This window comes from Kitasatospora sp. NPDC048365 (assembly GCF_043200835.1).
GTDB lineage: Bacteria > Actinomycetota > Actinomycetes > Streptomycetales > Streptomycetaceae > Kitasatospora > Kitasatospora terrestris.
Map to the genome: position 1 here is coordinate 1 of NZ_JBICYJ010000112.1, position 1,158 is coordinate 1,158.

Here is a 1,158-nt window from a genome sequence, read left to right on the forward strand (position 1 = left end):
TGTCTGTGTGAAGTACGTGCCCGATGCGACTGGTGACCGTCGCTTCGCGGACGACACCACCACCGACCGGGAGGGCGTGGACGGCCTTCTGTCGGAGCTGGACGAGTACGGCGTCGAGCAGGCCCTGCGGATCGCCGAGGCGTCGGGCGACGCCGAGGTGACCGTGCTGACCGTCGGCCCGGACGACGCGAAGGACGCCCTGCGCAAGGCCCTGTCGATGGGCGCGGACAAGGCCGTCCACGTCAACGACGACGACGTCCACGGCTCCGACGTGATCGCCACCTCCGCGATCCTCGCCGCCGCCCTCACCAAGACCGGCTACGACCTCGTCGTGTGCGGCATGGCCTCCACCGACGGCACCATGGGCGTCCTGCCCGCCCTCCTCGCCGAGCGCCTGAACGTCCCCCAGGCCACCCTCCTCTCCGAGGTCACCGTCGAGGGCACCACCGTCACCGGCCGCCGCGACGGCGACGCCGCCTCCGAGCAGATCCAGGCCCAGCTCCCCGCCGTGATCTCCGTGACCGACCAGTCCGGCGAGGCCCGCTACCCCTCCTTCAAGGGCATCATGGCCGCGAAGAAGAAGCCCGTCGCCTCCCTCGACCTCGACGACCTCGACATCGACGCCGACACCGTCGGCCTCGCCGGCGCCTGGACCAAGGTCGAGCAGATCACCGCCCGCCCCGCCCGCACCAAGGGCACGATCGTCACCGACGAGGGCGACGGCGGCAAGCAGCTCGCCACCTTCCTCGCCGACCAGAAGTTCATCTGACCAGGACCCCCGCAGGAGACCACTGTCATGTCTGAGATTCTCGTCCTGGTCGACCACGCCGACGGCCAGATCCGCAAGCCCGCCCTCGAACTCCTCACCCTCGCCCGCCGCCTGGGCACCCCCGCCGCCGTCGTCCTCGGCGCCGGCGACAACACCGCCGCGATCGCCGCCAAGGCCGCCGAGTACGGCGCCGCCACCGTCCACACCGCCGACGCCGACGAGTTCACCACCCAGCTCGTCGTCCCCAAGGTCGACGCCCTCACCCAGATCGCCAAGGCCCTGGAGCCGGCCGCGATCCTCGTCACCTCCTCCGGCGAGGGCAAGGAGATCGCCGCCCGCACCGCCCTGCGCCTGGGCTCCGGCCTCATCACCGACGCCGTCGACCTCGA

The 1,158-nt window shown here is 71.6% G+C and carries 1 protein-coding gene and 1 pseudogene; both read left to right on the forward strand.

What is annotated here, in order from left to right; all coding sequences use genetic code 11:
- Positions 1-769, forward strand: a 769-nt coding sequence (locus ACGFX4_RS41355) for an electron transfer flavoprotein subunit beta/FixA family protein (protein ID WP_393086400.1), incomplete at its 5' end; no start/stop codon positions are given.
- A gap of 27 nt (positions 770-796) precedes the next feature.
- A pseudogene (locus tag ACGFX4_RS41360) lies at positions 797-1,158 on the forward strand (electron transfer flavoprotein subunit alpha/FixB family protein); the annotation flags it as partial.